Here is a 22,696-nt window from a genome sequence, read left to right as displayed (position 1 = left end):
CAAACAGGCGTGGCCCGGAGGAAACTCCGGGCCATTCCTGTTCAGGGCCACCCTAGAAGAAAACGTCGAACGCTACTGTCAGCCGCTCGCCCGACGCAAAGGGGCGGGTGCCGTGGAACAGATAGCTCGGGAACAGCACCAGGCGTCCGGGCTGCGGCTCGAATTGCGCAAGCGGCTCCAGCGCCACCCCGCACGACGCCGGGGGCCGGCCGAGCTCCAGCCAGCCTTCGCGCGCTTGCCCGTCCAGCGCCTCCGGCACAGCCACGTACAGCGCCGAACTCAGCACCCCGCGCGGGTGAATGTGGCTGACGTGAAACCCGGCCCCGTGCAGCCGCACCGACCAGGATCCCGCAAGCCCCGGCTGCGCGTCGCGATGGCGCAGCAGCGGATGCTTCCGGTCCGCCGGCGGCAACGACGCCATGTGCGCAGCGATCGCGTCGAGCAGCTGGACCTTGAGCGCGCGCAACTGCGGCTCGGTGCGGGCGAGCAATCGTCCGCGCGTCTGGGTCCCGCCGCGCAGCGACTGGCCGATCGGATGCGAGCGGCTGCGGTGGAGGTCGCGCAACAGGGCCGCAAGATCGGCGAGCGCCTCCGCCTCCATCGGCAGCCGGCGTGCCGCAAACAAATCCGGCTGGCCGCTCAGCCACGCGTGCCGCGGGTCTCCGAGCAGCCGCCAGGTAAGGTCGAGAAAGGCCCAGGCGCCGACATGGTCAGGGTCTGCCTGCACGAATCGCTCCAGCAGCGCCGCGGCCCGGTCCGGCTGCCCCGTCGCCAGCGCATGGCGCGCATGTGCGAGCCCATACGCCCCGTCCTCGGGCAGCTGCGCCAGCGCGTACCCTGCCCGCGTGAGGTCCCGCGCCTCGGTCGCCAGCTTCGCCTCCTCCAGCAGCAGGTCCGGGCCATTGCCGAGTGCCGCACGCCCCTCGTCCAGGGCGGCGAGCGCCTCGACGTGCCGCCCGGCCGTCCCGAGCAGCCGCCAGCGCGACCGGTGCAGCACCGGATCCGTCGGCACCCGCGCAAGCGCCGCGTCGTGGCTTTCGGTCAGCCGATGCGCCAGCCCCGCTTCCGAGCGCATGCGCGCGAGTTCCTCATGCGCCTCCACCCAGCCCGGCACCTGGACTACCGCATTTTCCAGCAGCGCCATGCCGGCCGGGTCGCCCTGCGCCTCCAGCGCGTTGGCGAGGCCGAGCAGCACGTCCGGCCCGGCCGCACCATGGCTTGCCGCATGGCGGAAGCGCCCGGCCGCGTCCGGCTCGCCGCGCTCCAGCGCCACGCGAGCACGGCCGCGCAGCGCCGTGGCGCGCGAAGGCTCGAATGCCAGCGCCCGGTCGAATGCAGCCGCGGCCTCGTCCAGCCGGTCGAGATCGCGCAGGATCGTGCCGTGGATGCTGTGCGCGCTGCCGCGTGCCGGGACCAGTGCAAGCGCCGCCTCGATGTCGGCCAGCGCCGCAACCGGGTCCTGACGCTGTTGGTGCAGCACCGCGCGGTTGACCAACGCCTCTGCGCGCACCGGTCCCGGCGTGGCCGCCGCCACCGCATAATGGCGCAACGCCCCTTCGACATCGCCCTGCTGGCCGCAGAAGTTCGCATAGTTGTTGTGGATCTCGGCATCCCCGGGCGCCCGGGCGAGCGCTTCGCCGAAATGCGCACGGGCCTCCGCATCGCGCTGTTCCCGGCGCGCGACCATCGCCAGCAGGTGAAAGGCGGCGGCGGGCGCCTTCGCATGTGCCACCATCTCGGTCAGGCGCGCCCGCGCTCCGCGCAGGTCGCCCGCCCGATAGGCAGCTTCGGCGGAGGCCAACGTTCGGGGAAGATCCATGCTCATGCTCTTGTGTGTTTCACTTTCTGCACGGCTGTCCAGCGGAGCACATGGGATCGCTTGAATGTTTCGGCACAACAACGGCAAGATGCGGCATGCCCGACGCCCTGCCGCTGTTCGACCTCAATCCCGCGCATGATCGCGCGGCACTCGCGCAGGAGTTCGCCAGGACCCGGCGCCTTCAGGTCCGCGATCTGCTGACCGCGCGCTCGGCAGAGGTGCTCGCCGATGTGGTGCAGCGGCAGACACCCTATGGCCTGGCCTATCGCGAGCCGGGTGCGGCGCCCAAGTCGTTGCGCGCCGACGCGAGCCGGCGACTTCCCCAGGCGGAGCAGGCGCGGATCTGGCAGGCAGCCGGCCAGGGGGTCGGTCGCGGCGACTATGGCTTCGTCTACGGCCAATATCCGATGCTCGACGCCTATCTCGGCAAATGGGCGCCCGGTCACCCGCTCGAGTTCGTGCTCGAATATATCAACGCACCCGAATTCCTGGACTTCGTTCGCGCGATCACCGGCATGCCCAGCCTCATCAAGGCCGACGCCCAGGCGACGCTCTTTGCGCCCAACCACTTCCTTGCCATGCACGACGATCGCGGTACCGGCGAGGAGGGGCGGCAGATCGCCTATGTGCTGAGCCTCACGCGCGACTGGCGCCCGGACTGGGGCGGCTATCTGCTGTTCTATGACGACGAGGATGAGGTGATCGCGGGCATGAAGCCGCGGTTCAACTCCCTCAACCTCTTCCAGGTGCCCCAGCGCCACAATGTCAGCTATGTGCCGCCGTTCGCGCCGCTTGGCCGCTATGCGATCACCGGCTGGTTCCGCGATCGATGAGCCTGCTCGACGGGCTCCAGCTCAACCCGGCGCTCGACTGGGACGCGCTCGCCCGTGAATTCGCCGCCACGGGTCGGATCCGCATTCACGGCTTCCTGGCCGACCCGCTCCCCACGCGCCTCCACGCCGTCCTGCGGGACCGCGAGGACTGGCGCCAGCTGATCAACAGCGGCGACAAGATCTTTGAACTCGATCGCGCGACCCGCACGGGCATGTCCGCCGAGCAGGCGGCCGCTTTGGAGGCGGCGGTGCAGGCGGGTGCGCGCACCGGCTTCCAATATCGCTACGAGACGTTGCGGCTGACGGATGGCGACGGCGGCGGCACGGCCGGCGACGCGGCGCTGTCGGCCTTTCCCCGCTGGCTGTCGAGCGGTGCTGCCCGCGAATGCCTGCGCCGCCTGACCGGCATCCCGGCAATCGACTTCGCCGATGGACAGGCGACCGCCTATGCCCCCGGCGATTTCCTTACCGGCCACACCGACGAAGTGCCGGGCAAGCAGCGCCACGCCGCATACGTCTATGGCCTGACCCCGCAGTGGCGGACCGAATGGGGTGGGCTGCTGCTGTTCCACGACGAAGATGGCACCGTGCGCGGCCTGACACCTGGCTTCAACACGCTCGACGTCTTTGCCGTGCCCCAGCTGCACAGCGTGTCGCGGGTCGGGCCGGAGGCGGCATACCGCCGCTACGCGATCACCGGCTGGCTGCGCTCGGCCCGCCCGCCATCCTGACGCCCCTCCAGAACCGGGAAGCTCCGCCCATGCGCATCCTCGCCTCTGCCGTTCTGCTGTCGCTCGCGCCGCTGACACCGGCCCCCGCGCATGCACGGGCCACGACCACCTCTCCTGCCGACGCGCAGCTGCGCGCGCTCTATGAAGAGGAATGGGCATGGCGGCAGAAGGAATATGCCCGCGTCGCCGAAGACGACAGCTGGAGCGCCAGCGGCGACCACCTGCCGCATGTCGATGCCGCCACCCAGCAGCGCCGCCTCGCCACTTGGCAGGGGATCCAGGCTCGGCTCAGCCGCATCCCGGTCCAGCAACTCTCGCCCGAGGAGCGGATCAACGCTGCGGTGTTCCGCACCACGCTGGAAGCCAATATTGCCAACCAGCAGTTCCGCAGCTGGGAAATGCCGTTCAACGCGGACAGCAACTTCTGGTCCGGGCTCGCCGCCCGCCAGCCCTATGCGCGGGCGGAGCAGTATCGCCGCTACCTCGGCCGCATGCGCGACGTGCCCCGCTATTTCGACGAGCAGATCGCCAACATGCGCGCAGGCCTGAAGCGCGGGTTCAGCGTTCCGCGCGTGACGCTTGCCGGGCGGGACGCCTCGATCGCCGCGAACGCGGTCGCCGATGCCGCCAGAAACCCCTTCTACGCCGCATTCGAAAAGATGCCGGCCAGCATTCCGGAGGCCGAGCAGGCCCGCCTGCGCGAAGAGGCGCGCGGCGTGATTGGGAATCAGGTCGCGCCCGCCTATGACCGGCTGTTGCGCTTCTTCCGCACGGAATATCTGCCCCACACCCGCACCACGCTGGCGGCCGAGGCGATGCCGGAGGGCACGGCATTCTATCAGGCGCAGATCCGCGAATATACGACGCTGGATCTTACCGCCGAGCAGATCCACGCGCTCGGGCTAAAGGAGGTCGCGCGCATCGACGCGGAAATGGAGAAGACCAAGGCTGCGGCGGGCTTTTCCGGCAGCATGGCCGAGTTCCTGACCTTTCTGCGCACCGATCCGCAATTCTATGCCCGCACGCCCGACGAACTGCTCGGCGTCTCGGCGTACGTCGCCAAGCGTGTCGACGGCCAGCTCAAGCACACCATCGGCCTGTTGCCACGCACCCGCTTCACCATCGTGCCGGTGCCGGACGCGATCGCGCCCTTCTACACCGCGGGGCGCGGTGGGCTCGATGCCTGCTCGATGAACACCTATGCTCTGCCGTCGCGGCCGCTCTACCAGATCCCGGCGCTGACGCTGCACGAATGCAATCCCGGCCACAGCCTTCAGGCGGCGATTGCGCTCGAAGGCCCCGAGCGCCCGGCCTTCCGCCGTCAGACCTATTTCTCGGGCTATGGCGAGGGGTGGGGCCTCTACACCGAATGGCTGGGCACCGTGATGGGCATCTATCGCACGCCCTATGAGGACTTCGGCCGGCTTTCCTACGAAATGTGGCGCGCCTGCCGGCTGGTGATCGACACCGGCATCCACCACCAGGGCTGGAGCCGCGAGCAGGCGATCGCCTACCTCGCGCAGCACACCGCCCTGTCACAGCACGAGATCGAGACCGAGGTCGACCGCTACATCAGCTGGCCGGGACAGGCACTTGCCTACAAGCTCGGCGAGATGACGCTGCGCCGCAAGCGCGCCGATGCGGAACGGCAGCTTGGCGCCGACTTCGACCAGCGCTGGTTCCACGATGTGGTGCTGGGCCTGGGCTCCGTACCGCTGCCGGTGCTGGAACAGCAGATCGACCTCTGGATCCAAGGCGGGGGCAGGAATCCCAACGCGCCTGGGCGCCAGCCAGCAGTGGGCTGATCCGCCGGGGCGTCGCTCGCGGTCAGCGGGCGGCGGCTGCCTTGGCTGCGGGATCGAGCCGGCACGGCCGAATCGCGCGGGGCTCCGGCCGCGGCCCCGTCGCCTGGAATGTAGCCAGATAGCCGCCTGCCGACGGCATCGGCCGCATCGCCACCTGGCGATAGCCCACCGCCTCGAACTCGCAGCGCAGCAGCGCCGGCGGCGTGCCGTGGTTCTGGGTGGCGCGATTGGCGTCCACCACCACCACCAGCCCGTCCGGCCGCAGCGACGGGCGCAGGTGCCACAGGAACGCGTACGGGTCGGCGATCTCATGGTACATGTGCACCATCAGGACCCGGTCGAAGCTCGCCTCGGGCAGGCGGGGGTCGTCCACCTTGCCCAGCCGGACGCTGACATTGTCGAGCCGCTCGCGCGCGACGCGCCGAGCCAGAGCGTCGCGCACTTCCGGCACGATGTCCTCTGCCAGCACCCGCCCGTCCGCGCCGACGCGCTGCGCCAGGCGGATGGTGTAATATCCCTCACCCGCGCCGATGTCGGCGACCGTCATCCCCTTGGCGATGCCGGCACCGTCCATCACTTCTTCGGACTCGTTCAGCCGGTCGCGCGCTTCCTCGGTGGACCAGCGCGCCGACACGATGGTCGCAACCGGCCGGTCTGCGACCGGGAAGTCCGATGCCTTTGCCTCCGACGGTTTCTCGGGCAGCTTGGGCGCGGTCGCGTCGCACCCTGCCAGCGCGAGGGCGAGCCCCGCCATCGCCGCGCCCGCAAGCGCCGCGCGACGGAATCCACGTCCGGGCAGAGGCTTCGCCACGATCAGTCGACGTCCTCCACCTCGACGGTCTCGCCGGTCACGCGCTGCGACAGCGCCGCCGCCATGAACGGGTCGAGCGCGCCGTCGAGCACGTCGGAGGGCGCGGTCGAAGTCACGCCGGTGCGCAGGTCCTTCACCAGCTGGTACGGCTGGAGGACATAGGAGCGGATCTGATGGCCCCAGCCGATGTCCGTCTTGGTGGCGTTCTGCGCGTTCGCCACCGCCTCGCGCTCGGCGAGCTCGCGCTCGTACAGGCGCGCGCGCAGCTGGTTGTACGCCTCGGCCTTGTTCTTGTGCTGCGAGCGCTGGTTCTGGCATTGCACGACGATGCCCGTCGGCAAGTGGGTGATGCGCACCGCCGAATCGGTCGTGTTGATGTGCTGGCCGCCCGCGCCCGATGCGCGATAGGTGTCGATGCGCAGCTCGCTCTCGTTGATCTCGATGTCGATGTTGTCGTCGATCACCGGATAGACCCACACGCTCGAAAAGCTCGTGTGGCGCCGTGCCGCGCTGTCATAGGGCGAAATGCGCACCAGCCGGTGCACGCCGCTCTCGGTCTTGGCATAGCCATAGGCGTTCTCGCCCTTGACCAGCAGCGTCGCCGACTTGATGCCCGCCTGCTCGCCGGCATGATAGTCGACCAGCTCGACCTTCATGCCGCGCCGTTCGGCCCAGCGCGTGTACATGCGCTGGAGCATGCCTGCCCAGTCCTGGCTCTCGGTGCCGCCGGCGCCCGAGTTGATTTCGACATAGGTGTCGTTGGCGTCGGCCTCGCCCGACAGCAGCGCCTTTACCTTGTCCTGCTCGGCCCGCTCGGCCAGCTGGGCGAGGCTCTGCGTGCCCTCGTCCGCCATCTCGGCGTCGCCCTCGGCATCGGCCATCTCGATCAGCTCGACCGTGTCGGACAGCTCGCTCTCGATCGCGCGAGTCGCGGTGATCGCCTCGTCCAGCCGCCGGCGCTCGCGCATCACGTCCTGCGCGGCCTTCGGGTCGTTCCACAGGCTCTGGTCCTCGACGCGCGCATTCAGCTCGTCCAGGCGGCGCAGCGCGCGGTCCCAGTCGAGGAAGCGGCGCAGCAGCGCCAGCGCATCGTTGATCTTGTCGACATGGGCTTGCGCTTCGGCGCGCATCGAATCTCTCCACCTTCGAAGACCCCGGCTGAATCCGGGAAGTCTCGGGCCGCACGGGCGGCGCTTTGCTATATCGTCAGAAAGGAACTGCCGGCTCGGGCAGGCTGGTCATCCCTGCCCCTAGTAAATGCCGCCCTCCCTTTGCAAGAAGTCGCTGTCGCGCGGTGCCGCGGTCGCCTGGGGCGCCGCCTTCTGCACCGGCGCCGCCGCTTCGCCGCGCGAACGACGCGCACGCCGCGGTTCGCTCTCGGGCTTGAACGCTTCCCAGATCACCGACGCCTTCGGGTCGGTGGTGGGCCAGGCGCCATACACCGGCTTGCCGCTGCCCCGGTCGACCCGGACCATGCGAATGCCGGCGGGCGCGGTGAACGGCAGCTTGTCCATCCCCTCGAACGCCTTGATGGCAAACGCCTTGAAGATCGGCGCCGCCAGCGTCCCGCCCTGGGCATAGCCGCCCAGGTTCCGGGGCGTGTCATAGCCGATGTAGAGCCCGCCGATCATCTGCGGCGTGCCGCCCACGAACCACACATCGGTCGGCCCGTTGTTGGTGCCAGTCTTGCCCATCATCGGCCGGTCGAGGTCGCGCAGCGTGACGGCAGTACCGCGCTGGACCACGCCCTCGGTGATGTGGACCATCTGGTAGGCGGTGAGCGGGTCGAGCAGCTGGCGCGAGCGCACCACCGGCCGCGGCATCGCCTTGCCGTCCCAATCGCGCGCGTTGCAGCGGTCGCACGACCGCCAGTCCTGCGGCCAGATCACCTTGCCGTGGCGATCCTGGACGAAGTCGATCACCGTCGGCTTCAGCGCCTTTCCGTGGTTCACCAGGATCGAATAGGCGTTGACCATGCGCGTGACGGTCGTCTCGCCCGCACCCAGCGCATAGGAGAGATAGGGCGGATAGCGACCCTCGCTCACGCCCAGCCGCTCGATCAGCGCGGTCACGTTCTTCATGCCGGTCGCGGCCGCCGCGCGAACCGTCATCAGGTTGCGCGACTGCTCGATGCCCCAGCGCATCGTGTGCGGCCCGGCATAGGAGCCGGAGAAGTTGCGGAAGCATTTGGAGCCCAGCCGCCCGCCCTGGTCCACGCAATAGGGCGCGTCGGCGATGATGGTCGCTGGGGTCATCCCCTTTTCCAGCGCGGCCGAATAGACGATCGGCTTGATCGTCGAGCCCGGCTGGCGCTTGGCCTGGGTGGCGCGGTTGAACGCCTGCAGCCGCGAATCAAATCCGCCCTGCATCGCCAGGATGCGGCCGGTGCGCGGTTCCTCCACCACCATGCCGCCCGAAACCTTCGGGATCGAGCGGAGCGCGAAATGCCCGCCCTCAGGGGCAACCGCAATGATGTCGCCGGCCTTCAGCGCGGCAAAGGCAGTGCCGCCCGTGCCTCGTACCGGCATCTGCGCGGCAGAACGCGGCAGCGTGCCGGTCGTGCCGTCGGCAAAGCCGATCTCGGCCGAACCGCTCTCGCGCGACACCACGATGCCAGCGCGCCAGTCGCTATAGTCCAGCCCGATGTTGGTGTTGAGCAGCGCCTGCTGCCAGCGATCGCCGTCGATCTCCACCTGGCGGATCGGCCCGGACCAGCCGCGCCCGCTGTCGTAGCGGATCAGCCCGCGCCTGAGCGCGTCCTGCGCAAAGCCCTGCAGCCGCGGGTCGAGCGAGGTGCGCACCCAAAGGCCGCCCGCATAGACGCTATGCGGCCCTTCCTTGTCGTTCTCGCCGAAGCGGCCGAGCAGCTGGCGGCGCACTTCCTCGATGAAATAGCCGCCGACGCGCTCGAAGCGCGGCGTCTGGCGCGGCGTCGTGCCCAGCGGCTGTGCCACCGCATCGTCGTGCTGCGCCTGTGTGATGAACCCGTTGCGCTGCATCTCGCCCAGCACCCAGTTGCGCCGGCTGATCGCGCGATCATAGCCGCGCTCGGGCGTGTAGTTGGACGGCCCCTTGGGCAGGATCGCCAGATACGCCAGTTGCGCCAGCGACAGCTTGTCGAGGTCCTTGTCGAAATAGGCGTGGCTCGCCGCCTCGACGCCGAACGCGTTCCGGCCAAGCGCGATCTGGTTGAGGTACAGCTCCAGGATCTGCTGTTTGGTCAGCACATCCTCGATGCGATAGGCGAGAAACGCCTCCTTCGCCTTCCGCACATAGCTGACTTCGCTGCTCAGCAGCAGGTTCTTGGCTACCTGCTGGGTGATGGTCGAGGCGCCGATCGGGCGGCCATCATTGCGCAGGTTGGTCAGCATCGCGCTGGCGATGCCCGGATAGTCGACGCCGTGGTGCTCGAAAAAGGTGCGGTCTTCCGCGGCCAGGAACGCCTTCACCAGCAGTGGCGGGTATTCGGCATAGGACAGCTCGACCCGGCGCTCGCGGGCATAGCTGTGGATCGGCGTGCCATCGATGCCGCGCACGTTGGTCGGCAGCGGCGGCTCATAGCTGCGCAGCGCCTCCACCGACGGCAACGTGCGGATCAGCAGGAACCAGATCGCCACCATGGCGAGCCCCGCCAGCAGCGCGGCCCAGGCGAGCAGCCGGAACCACCAGCGGCGGCGAAGCGTCCGGAAACGGGCGCTCCGGCCCTCAGGCGCGGGTTCGGGGCGGGCGGTCGCGGGATCGAAAGCGGCACTCATCGGCCGCGCGGTGTAGCAGGTTTGGACCGCGGTGCCAGCAGCTTGGCCGCAGGCGCCAGGCCAAGCCGCGCGGCCGCGATAGCGGCAAGCGCGTCAGCGCGACGCAAGACGGCGCGCGAAATGCACCTCCACCGCGCGCTGAACGCTCCGGGCGATCGCCCGGCGGCCTCCTTCCGAATTGAGGCGCTTCGCATCCGCCTCGTTCGAGATGTAGCCGGTCTCGAACAGGATCGAGGGCATGTCCGGCGCCTTCAGCACCATCAGCGATGCCATGCGGTGGTAGTTGGGCCTGAGCGGGATCAGCTCCTTGGCCTCGCGCCCCAGCAGCCGGGCAAAACCGGCCGAGGCGTTCATCGTCTCGCGCTGGGTGAGGTCGATCAGGATCGACGAAATGTCCGCGGATGCATCGGCCAGGTTGACGCCCGCCAGGATGTCCGCCTTGTTCTCACGCGCCGCCAGCCGCGCCGCCTCCCGATCCGACGCGACCTCCGACAGCGTGTAGATCGACGCGCCCGACGCGCCCTGATTCTCGGCGCTGTCGCAGTGGATCGAGATGAACAGGTCGGCGCCCAGCCGCCGGGCAAGGCCGAATCGCTCCTGCAGGATCAGAAACTCGTCCCGATCGCGAGTCAGCGCCACCCGCACTCGCCCCGATTGCAGCAGCTGGTCGCGGATCTCGCGCGCGAGCTTCAGGGTCAGGTCCTTTTCGCGCAGCCCCCCGTCCCAGGAAGCCAGCGCGCCCGGGTCATGGCCGCCGTGCCCGGCGTCGATCACCACCAGCGGCCGCCCGGCAACGCCGTCGATGCGCGGCAGCCGCCCTGCCCGGCGCGCAGCCGGCACCGTCATGCGCGACTTGGCAACGGCATTGGCCGCCGCCGGTTCGCCCGCGGTCAGCCGCTGCGCGGGCATCGCTGCCACCGCAGTGGCCAGCGCGGCCGCATACAGGAAGGGTCGCACCCCGGCCCGTCGTGAAGTCATAAGCCCACTCGTCATCTGCGTGCCGTCAGTCGGGGCATGCCCCTTGTCACCCATGATGGTGAAAGCATCGGGTTAAGGTCTTCCTAAGCCTCTTGCGACGCAAGCCCGTTGCGACCACCGGGGCCTCTCGCGCGGTGTTGCCGCATGGCAGCCGCAATGCTACGCAACAGACACGCCGTTTGTCGTCCGTCGACGGCCGGCGTTCCCAACACCCGCCCGCCGCATCTGCGCCGCCAGCGGGGAAACCAGGTTGACGCTCGCATGAGGCATGTTCCGTCCCGTTCCAGCAGCACCGCGAATGGCGGACGCTGGTCGGTGACGTTTGGCCCGGACCACCGGTCCGGCCGTGCCCGTGCGGCAGAGGCATTCATCGACCCACGCAGCGCCGCCGCGGATCCCGATCCGCCCGGCAGCGCCGCCCATGGCGCGCCGCGCCGGCCACAGGCCGCCCGCCGCGCCCGGAGACTTTTCAATGACCACGCGTATGCTGATCGACGCACGCCACCGGGAAGAGACCCGCGTTGCCGTCGTCAAGGGAAACCGCATCGAGGAGTTCGACTTCGAATCCGCTGAGCGCAAGCAGCTCAAGGGCAATATCTATCTCGCCAAGGTGACGCGCGTCGAGCCGTCGCTCCAGGCCGCATTCGTCGAATATGGCGGCAACCGCCACGGCTTCCTCGCCTTTTCCGAAATCCACCCGGACTATTACCAGATCCCCAAGGAGGATCGCGAGGCGCTGCTGCGCGAAGAGGCCGAGCACGCCGCCGAGGAAGCCGCCCTGCGCGCCCGTGAGGACGAAGAGGACGAGGAAGGCTACGACGACGAAGACGCGATCGCGCTCGACGCGGACGACGACGTCGAAGTGCTGGAGCACGACGAGGACGGGCACGACGAGGACGGGCAGGACGAGGACGCCGGCGACGACGAAGGCGCCCCCGCGCCGTCGAACCGCAAGCGCAAGCGCCGCGGCGGTGGCGACGATGCCGCGGTCGATGCGCTGCGCCAGCGCCGCATGAACCTGCGCCGCCGCTACAAGATCCAGGACGTGATCCACCGGCGCCAGGTGCTGCTGGTCCAGGTCGTCAAGGAAGAGCGCGGCAACAAGGGTGCGGCCCTCACCACCTATCTGTCGCTCGCCGGCCGCTATTGCGTGCTCATGCCCAACACCGCGCACGGCGGTGGCATCAGCCGCAAGATCAGCTCGTCGTCGGACCGCAAGCGGCTGAAGTCGATCATGTCGGAGCTGCAGCTGCCGCCATCGATGGGCTGCATCGTGCGCACCGCCGGCCTCCAGCGGACCAAGACCGAGATCAAGCGCGACTTCGACTATCTCGCCCGCGTGTGGGACGGCATTCGCGAACAGACGCTGCATTCGACCGCACCCGCGCTGGTCTATGGCGACAGCGACCTGTTGAAGCGCGCGATCCGCGACATCTACAACCGCGACATCGAGGAAGTGATCGTCGAGGGCGAGGACGGCTATCGTCAGGCCCGCGAGTTCATGAAGCTCTTGATGCCGAGCCATGCGCGCAAGGTGAAGCAGTATGCCGATGCCGTGCCGCTGTTCCAGCGCGCGGGTGTCGAGGACCAGCTGGGCGCCATGTACAACCCGGTCGTCCAGCTGAAGTCGGGCGGCTACCTCGTCATCAACCCGACCGAGGCGCTGGTGTCGATCGACATCAACTCCGGCCGTTCGACGCGCGAGCACAACATCGAGCAGACCGCGACCGCGACCAATCTGGAAGCGGCTCAGGAAATCGCCCGCCAGCTTCGCCTGCGCGACATGGCCGGCCTGGTCGTCATCGACTTCATCGACATGGATCACGGATCCAACGTCCGGAAGGTCGAGAAGGCGATGAAGGAGGCGCTCAAGAACGATCGCGCGCGCATCCAGGTCGGCCGCATCTCCGCCTTTGGCCTCATGGAGATGAGCCGCCAGCGCCTGCGCACCGGCGTCCTCGAGGCATCGACCCGCACCTGCCCGCACTGCGAGGGCTCGGGCCTGGTCCGCACTGCCTCGTCCGCCGGCCTGTCGGCGCTGCGCATGATCGAGGACGAGGCCGCCCGCGGCCGCGGCTCCGAACTGCTGCTGCGCTGCAGCCAGGAAGCCGCCTTCTACGTCCTCAACAAGAAGCGCGGCGACATCGCCGAGATCGAGGATCGCTACGGCGTCACGGTCGAGGTCGCGACCGACGGCACGCTGGAGGGCGCGCGCATGGTGGTCGAGGCCGCAGGCCCGCCGCCTGCCTATCCGCCCAAGATCGCGCCGCTGCTCGAGCTTCCCGAGGACGAAGAGTTCGAGGATTATGAGGACGAGGAGCTGGAGGAACTCGAAGAGGCCGAGGAAGCCCGCGAGGAGCAGCCGCAGCGCCGTCGCGACGACGAGGAAGGCGAGGGCCGCAAGCGCCGTCGCCGCCGTCGCGGCCGCCGCGGTCGCAACCGTGAGGAAGGGACCGCGCCCGACGCCGAAGAAACGGCCGAGGACGCAGGCGACGAGGACCTCGAAGCCGAGGTCGGCGACGAAGCGGCGCCGGACGAGAGCAGCGCCCCCGTTGCCGAGGCCGAAGCCGGCGAAGGCCGCCGTCGTCGTCGTCGCGGCCGTCGCGGCGGTCGCCGTGGCGACTCGCTCGCACCGGTGAACGAGGCCGAGACTGCTGAGGGCGACGACACGCCGGTCGAGACCAGCGCACCGGTCGAGGAAGCACCTGCCGAGACTGCGCCGGAGCCGGTCGTGGCCGAAGCCGCTGCCGAGCCAGCCCCGGAGCCGGTCGCCGAGCCGGCCGCCGAGGAAGCGCCCAAGCCCAAGCGCACCCGCCGTCGTCCGTCGGCACGCGCGACGGAGGCGGCCGCCGCCGAGGCCGCACCTGCTCCGGTGGTCGAGGCTCCGGTCGCAGCCGAGCCGGTCGCCGAGCCCGCTGCGGAGGAAGCGCCCAAGCCCAAGCGCACGCGCCGTCGCAAGACCGCCGAGCCGGCCGCAGAGGCAGAAGCCGCCCCGGCGCCGGTCGCGGCCAGCGCGCCGGCCGAAGCTGCGGAGGAAGCGCCCAAGCCCAAGCGCACCCGCCGCCGCAAGGCCGAGCCGGCCGCGGACGCGGCAGCGCCTGCGGCGGAACCGGCCGCTCCGGAAGCCGAGCCGACGGCACCGGCGCCTGCTGCGGAAGCACCGGCGGCGGACGCGGAAGGCGACGCCGCAGCCGAGCCGGCGGAAACCTCCACGCCGCGCCGCGGCTGGTGGCAGCGCACCTTCGGCGCCTGACCTTGGCAGCAGCCCCTCTCGTCCTTGGGCGAGAGGGGCTCGCTTCACATTCGGTTCAGCCGCACATCGGCAGCAGCAGGTTGCCCGCGTTGAACCTGGCGCCGGCATCGCCGATAAGGACCGCCATGAAGCGCATCCTCGCAGGCCTCGCCACCGCGCTCCTCGTCTGCGCGCAACCGGCTGCCGCCCAGTCGATCCTGCGGGATGCTGAAACCGAGTCGCTGCTGGCGGACATGGCGCGGCCGATCGCAGTCGCCGCCGGGCTCGACCCGAAGAATTTCACGGTCGTCCTGCTCAATGATCCCAGCGTCAACGCCTTTGTGGCGGGCGGTCAGGCGGTCTACGTCCACTCCGGGCTGATCGACGAAGCCGACAATATCAACGAAGTGCAAGGCGTCGTCGCGCACGAGATCGGGCACATCATCGGCGGCCATGTCGCGCTGGCCGGACGGGGTGCGGCGCCCGCCACCGGCATCTCGATCCTCAGCCTGCTGCTGGGCGTCGCGGCCGTCGCCGCGGGCGCGGGCGAGGCCGGGGCAGGCATCCTTGCGGCCGGCCAGCAGGCGGCGCTCGGCAACTATCTCGCCTTCAGCCGCACCCAGGAAACCTCGGCCGACGCGGCCGGTGCGCGCTATCTCGGCGCCGCCGGAGTCAGCGGCCAGGGCATGCTGTCCTTCTTCAAGAAGCTCCAGAACATGGAGTACCGCCTCGCGATCCCGCAGGAGAGCAGCTACAACCGCACCCACCCGTTGACCGGCGAGCGCATCAGCGCGCTGACCGCCGATCTTCAGGCGCAGCCCGGCTGGGCCAAACCGGTCGACGCCGGCCTTCAGGAACGCTTCCTGCGTGTGCAGGCGAAGCTGCGCGGCTATGTGAACGACTCCAAGGAAACGCTGCGCCGTTATCCGCCGAGCGACCATTCCATCGCCGCCCATTACGCCCGCGCCTATGCCTATCACCTGACCGGCTATCCCGAGCAGGCCCAGCAGGAGGCGGAGGCCCTGGTGAAGGCCAAGCCCCACGATCCGTACTTCCTGGAACTGGAGGGGCAGATCCTGCTCGAATCGGGCAAGCCCCAGCAGGCGCTGGCGCCGCTGCGCGAAGCGACCGAGCGCACGAACAACCAGCCGCTGATCGCCGCCACGTTCGGCCATGCGCTGATCGCTACGGAGGATACAGCCCATCTGGCCGAGGCGGAGCAAGTGCTGCGCCAGGCGGTCGGCCGCGACCGAGAGAACCCCTTCGCCTGGACGCAACTCGCCACCATCTATGAACGCAAGGGCGACCAGCCGCGCGTCGCGCTCGCGATGGCCGAGCGCGCCAGCCTGATCGGCGAGTGGCAGATGGCGCTTGCCAGCGCCCGCGCCGCCGTCGCCGGCCTGCCCGAGGGCACTCCCGAGCGGCTGCGTGCCCAGGACATCCAGATGATCGCCCAGAACGAAGCCGACGAGCGCAAGCGCCGTCGCCGCCTCACCGACCGCTAAGGACCTTCATGCCGCGCAATCCCTTTCTCGCCTTTGGCGCGCTGTTGCTCGCCGCCTTCCTGGGCGCTGCCGCCTTTGCGCTGCTTCAGCCGATGTTGCCCGGCAGCGACCGGGCGAAGACCGAGGCCATCGTCCGCGACTATGTGCTGGCCCATCCCGAGATCCTGCCGGAAGCGATGCAGAAGCTTCAGGAGCGCGAAGTCGGCAAGGCCGTTGCCGCCAATCGCAGCGGGATCGAGACGCCCTTCGCCGGTGCCTTCGCCGGTAATCCGCAGGGTGACGTCACGCTGGTCGCCTATATGGATTATGCCTGCGGCTATTGCCGCGCGAGCCTCCCCGCCATCGACAAGCTGCTTGCCGCCGATCCCAAGGTGCGCATCGTCTATCGCGAGTTGCCGATCCTGAGCCCCGGCAGCCGCACCGCAGCCGAATGGGCGCTTGCCGCCGCCCAGCAGGGCAAGTTCCGCCCGTTCCACACCGCGCTCTATTCCGAAAGCCGGCTGGACGCGGCCGCAATTCAGCGCGCCGCCACCAAGGCCGGGCTCGACGTGGCACAGGCCCGCACTGCCGCCGCCTCCGCGCCGGTGCAGCAGGAAATCGCCCGCAACATGCAGCAGGCCGGGCAACTCGGCGTCACCGGCACCCCCACCTGGGTGGTGGGCGACCAGATGCTGAGCGGTGCGATCGGCTTCGAAGGGCTCACCGCCGCCGTTGCAAAGGCGCGCGCCGCCGGCTCCGCATCCCGGGATGCAGCCGGTGCCTGATTCCTCTATGATCGACGCGCCGCGCTGCGGCCTCTTGCGGAGCTGTTCCATGCGTTTGCCCCTGCGACTCCTTCCCATCGCTCTCGTGCCGCTGCTCGCCGGAGGCTGCGTCGCCAAAACCGCCTGGAACGTCGCCACCGCCCCGGTGCGCGTCGGGTCGCAGGTCGTCGACTGGACCACTACCAGCCAGGACGAGGCCGACCGCAACGCCGGCCGCAAGCTGCGCAAGCAGCAGGCGGAAGAGGAACGCCAGCGCCGCAAGGAAGAGAAACAAGCCCGCAAGGACGCCGAGCGCCTCCAGCGCGACCAGCCCTATTGAGGCTTGCGGGCACGAATCATGGATGTCCCCGTTCGTGCTGAGTAGGGGCTGAGGACGAACGGTTGCATGAGCCGTCTCGCTCGGCATCGCGCTGGCCATGCGCTCGCCTCACCCCAGCCAGGCCATCACGGTTGCGGAAAACGGTGTCCAGGCGCCCATCCGTACCCCGGCGTGGCGCAGCGCCTCTCCGGTCCAGCTGTTGCAGGTCCGAAGTGCACTGTAGCGGCCGTGCGCCGTGTAGAAGGCGTCGGACAGGCCGTACCCCGGCACGCTGCCCGCACGCCCGTCCCGGCCGGTCGAAAAGCTCGCGCGGATGAAGCCCGCCAGCCGGCGATATTCCTCCGGCCGCAGCACCACCGGGCGCACGCCCGCCTCCGCCACCGGCTCGGGCAGGTGCCCGACGTGCAGCACCGTGTCGTCGCTGCCAAAGGCGGCATGCACGACCGTTGCCGGTTTCAAGTCGCTCCAGGTCGGGGTCCCGACGTAAAAGGCGCGGTCGCCCCAGCCGATCGACAGGTGGCTGTGCCCGGCAAAACGCGGGTCGCGTAGATCCTCGGGCCGCACCAGGTCGCGCCAGTCCGTCCCCGCTGCCACCACGGGCACGACGATGCTGGTGTGAATGCCGTTGTCCTCGACATAGATGCGGACCCCCGCCTGCGCTTCCTGCCACGCGCGATTGGTGGCAAAGGCGCCGCCGACCAGCCCGGCGACGCCATAGGCCAGCTGCACCGCCACCAGCGCCACCACCACTCGCAGCAGACTGCGGCCGACCCGGCGCAGCACGGGCGCGGGCCGGATCAGATGTCGAGCGCCCAGCCGTCGCGACCCGCTGGATCGAACGGCACGGTCGGCACATAGCGCTCGGCGCCCGCCTTCAGCCGCAGGATCGTCCAGTCGCCGCGGTCGTCGCGCGCCTCCAGCGTACAGCCGCACGCAGCATAGGCTGCGATCACCTCGCTCGCCTGCCGCCCTAGCAGCCCGGCCAGCACCACTGTCGCATCGGGCGCGGCGATCGCCGCCACCTCCGGCGCCATCGACACCAGCGGCCCTGCCAGGATGTTGGCGATCAGCAGGTCATAGGGCGCGCGCTCGGTGATCGTATCGGCCAGCGCGCCATCGGCGACGATCAGGTCGATCGCGGCCACGTCGTTGACCTCGGCATTCTCCCGCGTGACGTCGACGGCGACGGGATCGATGTCGGTCGCCAGCACCCGCGCCTCGGGCCAGAGCTCGCGCGCGGCAAAGGCGAGCAGGCCCGTGCCTGTGCCAATGTCGATCACGTCGGTGAAGCGCTCGCCCGCCAGCCCGTCGAGCATCGCCAGGCAACCGCTGGTGGTCTCATGATGCCCGGTGCCGAACGCGCGCCCAGCCTCGATCCGGAACACGCGCGCGCCCGGGGGCGGCGGCGTCGTGTCGGCCGCGGTGTGGACATAGAAGCGCCCGACATGGAGCGGCTCCAGCCCGGCCTGGCTCATCGTCACCCAGTCTTCGTCCGCCAGTTGCTCGATCGCGGGCGCCCGCCCGCGCGCGCTCGGCACCAGCGCCTGTACCGCGGCGACCGCTGCGTCGTCAGGCTCGACCTCGAAATAGGCGTCCAGGTGCCAGCGCTCGGCATCGTCCTCGACGTCCTCGGTGGTCATCAGCACGGGTGCAGAATCGAGCCCCAGGTCCTCGGCGGCGTCGATCGCCTCGGCCTCGGCGCGGGTGCACGGCAGGGTCAGTTTCCAGCTAGGCATTGGGGTCCTTCTTGGCGGTCCGGCGGTGCCGGACCATGGCGGCACCAGCCCGCTCCCGCACCCGGCCACCCAACGCCAGTATCCCATGGTTGGCGGGGTGGGGGAGCGGGCCGGTGCCGAACAAATTCAACGTACGTAGCTCGCGCCGTTGATGTCGAGCACCGCGCCCGTCATCGACGCCGGCGCCTCCAGCGCCAGGAAACGCGCGGCGGTCGCGACCTCATCCGGCATCGCGACTCGGCCAAGCGGAATGTCGGCCAGCAGCTTGTCGCCGCCACGGCTTGCCACATAATCCTCGGCCATGCCGGTCATGGTGAAACCCGGGCAGATTGCGAACGCCAGGATGCCTTCTGCCGCATAGCCGCGCGCGATCGTCTTGGTCATGGCCACCATGCCGGCCTTGGCGGCGGCATAATGCCAGTGCGCCGGGCTGTCGCCGCGATAGGCGGCGCGGCTGGCCACGTTGACGATCCGCCCGCCGCTTCCCCGCGCCTGCCAGTGCCGGACCGCCAGCCGGCAGAGCTCGGCCGAGGCGGTGAGATCAATGCGCATCGTGCGCTCCCACCCGGCGACCCACTCGTCGTGCGGCAGCTCCAGCGGAGTCGCCTCGAACACGCCGGCGTTGTTCACCAGCACGTCGATGCGCCCGTCGAGCGCGTCCAGCGCCTGCTCCCACAGCCGGGCCGGCGCCGCCGGGTCGGCGAAGTCGGCCGCGATGCCGCTCGTCGTGCCATGGCCGACCACGCGCAGGCCGGGCACATCGAGCGCGGTCGCGATCGCCGCCCCGATCCCGCGCGAGCTGCCGGTAAGAAGAATATGCGTCATGCCTGCCGAATAGAGGGTGCGCGCGATCCGCGCCAGCATTGCGGCGCTGCATCAGGCTGACCAGACCTGGCAACGGTGGCGCATTCCGCAAAACTCCCCTACATCCGGGCTCTTGCGTCTTGCATCGCCCCGCCCCCCCGGTAGATAGGCGCGGTTCGCGAAAGGAACTGACTTGGCTTCCAAACCCTATGCGCGCCCGCTGTCGCCGCACCTCGGCATCTGGCGCTGGGGCCCGCACATGCTGGTCTCGATCGTCCACCGCGCCACTGGCGTCGCCAACTCCGTGGGTCTTGGCCTGCTGGTCTGGTGGCTCGCGGCCATCGCCGGGGGCGAGAAGAGCTATGCCAGCTTCGTCGACGTCTTCACGGTGTCGAGCGGCGGGCTGAACGTGATCGGCTATGTGGTCGGCATCGGCCTGACCCTGACCGTGTTCCAGCACATGGCGAGCGGCATCCGCCACCTCGTGCTCGACATCGGCGCCGGCTATGAGCTGCGCAAGGGCAAGATGACGGCGATGGCCACCATGGTCTTCTCGCCGCTCGCGACGATCGCCTTCTGGGCATGGCTGCTGGTGGGGAAGCACTGATGGGCAACGGTACGAGCATCGGTCGCGTCCGCGGCCTGGGGTCTGCCAAGCAGGGCACCCATCATTGGTGGCACCAGCGGCTGACGGCGGGTTCGAACCTGCTGCTGGTCCTGTGGTTCCTGTTCTCGATCGCGCGGCTGCCGGCCTATGACATCGCCAGCGTCACCGCCTGGCTGAGCTCGGCCTGGGCGGCGCTGCCGATGGCGCTGCTGATCGCCACCCTCTTCTACCATGCGCGCCTGGGTCTGCAGGTGGTGATCGAGGACTATCAGCACGACGAGACTCGAGTCGTTCTGCTGGTCCTGCTCAATCTGCTCGCGGCACTCGGCGCGGGTCTTGCCATCTTCTCGATCCTGCGCATCGCTTTCACGGGGACGCCCGCCTGATGTCTCAAGCCTACAAGATCATCGACCACACCTATGACGCGGTGGTGGTCGGCGCCGGCGGCTCCGGCCTGCGTGCGACCATGGGGATCGCCGAGTCGGGCCTGAAGACCGCCTGCATCACCAAGGTGTTCCCGACGCGCAGCCACACGGTCGCGGCGCAGGGCGGCATCGCCGCCAGCCTCGGCAACATGGGCCCGGACCACTGGACCTGGCACATGTACGACACCGTCAAGGGTTCCGACTGGCTCGGGGACCAGGACGCGATCGAGTATCTCTGCCGCGAGGCTCCGGCCGCCGTGTACGAGCTGGAGCACGCCGGCGTGCCGTTCAGCCGCACGCAGGAAGGCAAGATCTATCAGCGCCCGTTCGGCGGCATGATGCAGAACATGGGCGAAGGCCCGCCCGCACAGCGCACCTGCGCCGCGGCGGACCGCACCGGCCATGCCATGCTCCACACGCTCTACCAGCAGAGCCTGAAGTACGACGCCGACTTCTTCATCGAGTATTTCGCGCTCGATCTCATCATGGAGAACGGCCAGTGCCGCGGCGTGATCGCGCTGTGCATGGAGGACGGCTCCATCCACCGCTTCCGCAGCCACGCGACGGTGCTGGCGACGGGCGGCTACGGCCGCTGCTATTTCTCCGCCACCTCGGCGCACACCTGCACCGGTGACGGCAACGCCATGGTGCTGCGCGCGGGCCTGCCGCTCCAGGACATGGAGTTCGTGCAGTTCCACCCGACCGGCATCTACGGCGCGGGCGTGCTCATCACCGAGGGCGCGCGCGGCGAAGGCGGCTACCTCACCAATTCCCAGGGTGAGCGCTTCATGGAGCGCTATGCCCCGTCGGCAAAGGACCTGGCGTCGCGCGACGTCGTGTCCCGCTCGATGGCGATGGAGATCCGCGAGGGTCGTGGCGTCGGCAAGGAAGGCGACCACATCTTCCTGCACCTCGACCACATCGATCCCAAGGTGCTGGCCGAGCGGCTTCCGGGCATCACCGAAACCGGCAAGATCTTTGCCGGCGTCGACCTGACGCGCCAGCCGCTGCCGGTCGTCCCGACCGTCCACTACAACATGGGCGGCATCCCGACGAACTTCCACGGTGAAGTCGTGCACAAGCGCGACGGCAACCCGGATGCGGTCGTCCCGGGCCTGTTCGCGGTCGGCGAAGCCGCCTGCGTGTCGGTCCACGGCGCCAACCGCCTCGGCTCCAACTCGCTGATCGACCTCGTGGTGTTCGGCCGCGCGACCGGCCTGCGCATCAAGGAGACGGTGAAGGCGGGCACCGCGCACAACCCGCTCCCTAAGGATTCGGAAGCGATGGCGCTCGGCCGCCTCGACCACTTCCGCAATGCCAAGGGCGCGACGCCCACCGCGCAGCTGCGCCTCGACATGCAGAAGACGATGCAGCGCCACTGCGCCGTGTTCCGCACCGAGGAGCTGATGGCCGAGGGTGTCACCAAGATGGAGAACATCTATGCGGGCATGCAGGACATCGGCATCAGCGATCGCTCGCTGATCTGGAACACCGATCTGGTCGAGACTATGGAACTCGACAATCTGATCGGCCAGGCGATGGTGACGATCCGCGGCGCGATCAATCGCAAGGAAAGCCGCGGCGCGCACATGCACGAGGACTTCCCGGAGCGTGATGACGCCAACTGGATGAAGCACACCATCGCGACCTTCGACGGCTGGGGCGGCAAGGGCGGCTCCACCACCCTCGATACGCGTCCGGTGCACGACTACACGCTCACCGACGAGATCGACTACATCAAGCCCAAGAAGCGCGTGTACTGATCGCACGTCGAACTTGAGGGATGCGGGGGTGGACGGCAACGTCCGCCCCCTTTTTCTTTGTCATCTGTGTTGGTCTCCGGAACCATCGATCCGGCGCCCGGGTTAGCGGGCCATGACCGAAGCCCTTCAGTATCCGCTGCTCGCGACCCCGCATGTTCACCTGGCGGGGCCCGTCGATCACGCCATGTACACCAACTTTCGACAGCAGCTGGCCAACGCCCCTGCCGAAGGCGCGCTGGTGATCTCCATCTCTACATTGGGCGGCGACCCAGAGGTGGCGCGCGCGATGGGCGACGACGTCCGGCTGATGCACGAATATACCGGGCGCGAGCTGCTGTTCCTGGGCAAGGTCGCGGTCTATTCGGCCGGCGCCACCTTCATGGCCGCCTTCCCGGTCGACAAGCGCTTCCTGACCAAGGGCACGCGCCTGATGCTGCACGAGCGGCTCATGTCGAGCAGCGTCGAGCTCTCCGGCCCGCTCAAGACGCTAAGCTATACGCTGAAGGCCAAGCTCCACGAGATCGAGCATTCGATCCGCATCGAGGAAGAAGGCTTCCGCGACCTCGTCGCCGGGTCCGACGTTCCGCTCGAGGAGCTGGTCGAGAAGGCCCCCTCGAACTGGTATATCGAGGCGGAGGAAGCGAAGCGCCGCCGCCTGGTCCTCGACGTCATCTGAGCCGCGGGGCCCCGGCCCCGACTCACTCCCCCGACTCACTCCCCTGCGCCTGCGCAGGCAGGAGCCCAGGGCCGCAAGCGCCACCGTCCTTGTCCTGCCCGGCCCTGGATCCCTGCCTGCGCAGGCGCAGGGG

The 22,696-nt window shown here is 69.2% G+C and carries 19 protein-coding genes; 11 read left to right on the top strand and 8 right to left on the bottom strand.

The features are described 5' to 3' along the window. Positions 1–52: 52 nt before the first annotated feature. Positions 53–1,819: a putative 2OG-Fe(II) oxygenase gene (locus LK533_RS11810; RefSeq protein ID WP_229363167.1), complete on the bottom strand. Its 1,767-nt coding sequence runs from the start codon at positions 1,817–1,819 to the stop codon at positions 53–55. A 95-nt stretch (positions 1,820–1,914) separates the two neighbouring features. Here LK533_RS11810 and LK533_RS11805 point away from each other — a divergent pair, with 95 nt between their 5' ends. From LK533_RS11805 to LK533_RS11795, 3 genes are read left to right on the top strand one after another with little or no spacing between them, the layout of a single operon-like run. Continuing rightward, positions 1,915–2,652 carry a 2OG-Fe(II) oxygenase gene (locus LK533_RS11805; RefSeq protein ID WP_229363166.1) on the top strand — a complete coding sequence of 246 codons (738 nt, stop codon included), beginning with the start codon at positions 1,915–1,917 and terminating at the stop codon, positions 2,650–2,652. Continuing rightward, a complete protein-coding gene (locus LK533_RS11800; RefSeq protein ID WP_229363165.1) occupies positions 2,649–3,383 on the top strand; it encodes a 2OG-Fe(II) oxygenase in 735 nt (244 codons plus the stop codon). The genes LK533_RS11805 and LK533_RS11800 overlap by 4 nt, the downstream gene beginning before the upstream one ends. Before the next feature lie 29 nt (positions 3,384–3,412). Beyond that, the gene (locus LK533_RS11795) at positions 3,413–5,188 is read left to right on the top strand and encodes a DUF885 domain-containing protein (protein WP_229363164.1); all 1,776 of its coding nucleotides are present in this window, start codon (positions 3,413–3,415) and stop codon (positions 5,186–5,188) included. Positions 5,189–5,210: 22 nt separating this feature from the next. Here the strand turns inward: LK533_RS11795 and LK533_RS11790 are convergent, their stop codons facing one another. From LK533_RS11790 to LK533_RS11775, 4 genes are all read right to left on the bottom strand, one after another. Further along, the gene (locus LK533_RS11790; RefSeq protein WP_229363409.1) at positions 5,211–5,942 is read right to left on the bottom strand and encodes a class I SAM-dependent methyltransferase; all 732 of its coding nucleotides are present in this window, start codon (positions 5,940–5,942) and stop codon (positions 5,211–5,213) included. A gap of 59 nt (positions 5,943–6,001) precedes the next feature. After that, complete coding sequence (prfB, locus tag LK533_RS11785) at positions 6,002–7,129, bottom strand: peptide chain release factor 2 (RefSeq protein ID WP_229363163.1); 1,128 nt, start codon at positions 7,127–7,129, stop codon at positions 6,002–6,004. A gap of 120 nt (positions 7,130–7,249) precedes the next feature. Further along, a complete protein-coding gene (locus LK533_RS11780) occupies positions 7,250–9,754 on the bottom strand; it encodes a penicillin-binding protein 1A (protein ID WP_420705850.1) in 2,505 nt (834 codons plus the stop codon). 93 nt (positions 9,755–9,847) lie between these two features. After that, a complete protein-coding gene (locus tag LK533_RS11775; protein ID WP_420705849.1) occupies positions 9,848–10,747 on the bottom strand; it encodes an N-acetylmuramoyl-L-alanine amidase family protein in 900 nt (299 codons plus the stop codon). Positions 10,748–11,204: 457 nt separating this feature from the next. Here LK533_RS11775 and LK533_RS11770 point away from each other — a divergent pair, with 457 nt between their 5' ends. The 4 genes from LK533_RS11770 to LK533_RS11755 all read left to right on the top strand — a co-directional run bounded on the left by LK533_RS11770 (position 11,205) and on the right by LK533_RS11755 (position 16,552). Next, the gene (locus LK533_RS11770) at positions 11,205–13,985 is read left to right on the top strand and encodes an Rne/Rng family ribonuclease (RefSeq protein ID WP_229363162.1); all 2,781 of its coding nucleotides are present in this window, start codon (positions 11,205–11,207) and stop codon (positions 13,983–13,985) included. 125 nt (positions 13,986–14,110) lie between these two features. Next, a complete protein-coding gene (locus LK533_RS11765; protein ID WP_229363161.1) occupies positions 14,111–15,469 on the top strand; it encodes a M48 family metalloprotease in 1,359 nt (452 codons plus the stop codon). Between the two features lie 8 nt (positions 15,470–15,477). Continuing rightward, positions 15,478–16,233: a DsbA family protein gene (locus LK533_RS11760; RefSeq protein ID WP_229363160.1), complete on the top strand. Its 756-nt coding sequence runs from the start codon at positions 15,478–15,480 to the stop codon at positions 16,231–16,233. Positions 16,234–16,282: 49 nt separating this feature from the next. Next, complete coding sequence (locus tag LK533_RS11755; protein ID WP_229363158.1) at positions 16,283–16,552, top strand: hypothetical protein; 270 nt, start codon at positions 16,283–16,285, stop codon at positions 16,550–16,552. A gap of 108 nt (positions 16,553–16,660) precedes the next feature. Here the strand turns inward: LK533_RS11755 and LK533_RS11750 are convergent, their stop codons facing one another. The 3 genes from LK533_RS11750 to LK533_RS11740 all read right to left on the bottom strand — a co-directional run bounded on the left by LK533_RS11750 (position 16,661) and on the right by LK533_RS11740 (position 19,113). Further along, complete coding sequence (locus LK533_RS11750; protein ID WP_229363157.1) at positions 16,661–17,335, bottom strand: TIGR02117 family protein; 675 nt, start codon at positions 17,333–17,335, stop codon at positions 16,661–16,663. 14 nt (positions 17,336–17,349) lie between these two features. Beyond that, a complete protein-coding gene (locus LK533_RS11745) occupies positions 17,350–18,288 on the bottom strand; it encodes a 50S ribosomal protein L11 methyltransferase (protein ID WP_229363155.1) in 939 nt (312 codons plus the stop codon). A 126-nt stretch (positions 18,289–18,414) separates the two neighbouring features. After that, the gene (locus tag LK533_RS11740; protein WP_229363154.1) at positions 18,415–19,113 is read right to left on the bottom strand and encodes an SDR family NAD(P)-dependent oxidoreductase; all 699 of its coding nucleotides are present in this window, start codon (positions 19,111–19,113) and stop codon (positions 18,415–18,417) included. A 172-nt stretch (positions 19,114–19,285) separates the two neighbouring features. Between LK533_RS11740 and sdhC the strand changes: the two genes are divergently transcribed. The 4 genes from sdhC (at position 19,286) to LK533_RS11720 (ending at position 22,563) form a co-directional block, all read left to right on the top strand. Further along, the gene (sdhC, locus tag LK533_RS11735) at positions 19,286–19,699 is read left to right on the top strand and encodes a succinate dehydrogenase, cytochrome b556 subunit (protein WP_229363152.1); all 414 of its coding nucleotides are present in this window, start codon (positions 19,286–19,288) and stop codon (positions 19,697–19,699) included. Beyond that, the gene (sdhD, locus tag LK533_RS11730) at positions 19,699–20,085 is read left to right on the top strand and encodes a succinate dehydrogenase, hydrophobic membrane anchor protein (RefSeq protein ID WP_229363151.1); all 387 of its coding nucleotides are present in this window, start codon (positions 19,699–19,701) and stop codon (positions 20,083–20,085) included. The genes sdhC and sdhD overlap by 1 nt, the downstream gene beginning before the upstream one ends. Beyond that, positions 20,085–21,887 carry a succinate dehydrogenase flavoprotein subunit gene (gene sdhA, locus LK533_RS11725; protein ID WP_229363150.1) on the top strand — a complete coding sequence of 601 codons (1,803 nt, stop codon included), beginning with the start codon at positions 20,085–20,087 and terminating at the stop codon, positions 21,885–21,887. Before sdhD ends, sdhA begins: the two co-directional genes overlap by 1 nt. A 112-nt stretch (positions 21,888–21,999) precedes the next feature. Next, positions 22,000–22,563, top strand: coding sequence for an ATP-dependent Clp protease proteolytic subunit (locus LK533_RS11720; protein WP_229363149.1), 564 nt, complete (start codon positions 22,000–22,002; stop codon positions 22,561–22,563). Positions 22,564–22,696: the final 133 nt, after the last annotated feature.

The sequence above is a fragment of the Sphingomonas sp. PL-96 genome (genome assembly GCF_020707215.1).
Classification (GTDB): domain Bacteria; phylum Pseudomonadota; class Alphaproteobacteria; order Sphingomonadales; family Sphingomonadaceae; genus Sphingomonas.
Note: the sequence above shows the minus strand (reverse complement) of the source record. Positions and strands in the feature narration are given on the sequence as shown.